Genomic DNA, 278 nt, shown 5'->3' with positions numbered 1-278 from the left:
GTTTTACCAGAAGTAGGTAGCTTAACCGCAAGGAGGGCGCTTACCACGGTAGGATTCGTGACTGGGGTGAAGTCGTAACAAGGTAGCCGTATCGGAAGGTGCGGCTGGATCACCTCCTTTCTAGAGTGGCACTGAGTTAGTAATAACTCGCCATCAAGCGTTCACACTTATCGACTGTAAATAATAAAGAACAGCATTTGGGGCTGTAGCTCAGCTGGTTAGAGCACCGTGTTGATAACGCGGGGGTCGTTGGTTCGAGTCCAACCAGCCCTACCAGT

1 tRNA gene and 1 rRNA gene are annotated in these 278 nt (G+C 50.7%); both read left to right on the top strand.

Annotation, left to right across the window (positions count from 1 at the left end):
* A 16S ribosomal RNA gene (locus tag GTP23_RS22445) occupies positions 1-120 on the top strand; the annotation flags it as partial.
* Positions 121-199: 79 nt separating this feature from the next.
* Positions 200-276: transfer RNA gene (locus GTP23_RS22440), tRNA-Ile, on the top strand.
* Positions 277-278 lie beyond the last annotated feature (2 nt).

Origin of the sequence: Duganella fentianensis, from assembly GCF_009857835.1 — a bacterium.
In the GTDB taxonomy this organism is placed as follows: domain Bacteria; phylum Pseudomonadota; class Gammaproteobacteria; order Burkholderiales; family Burkholderiaceae_D; genus Rugamonas; species Rugamonas fentianensis.
Note: the sequence above shows the minus strand (reverse complement) of the source record. Positions and strands in the feature narration are given on the sequence as shown.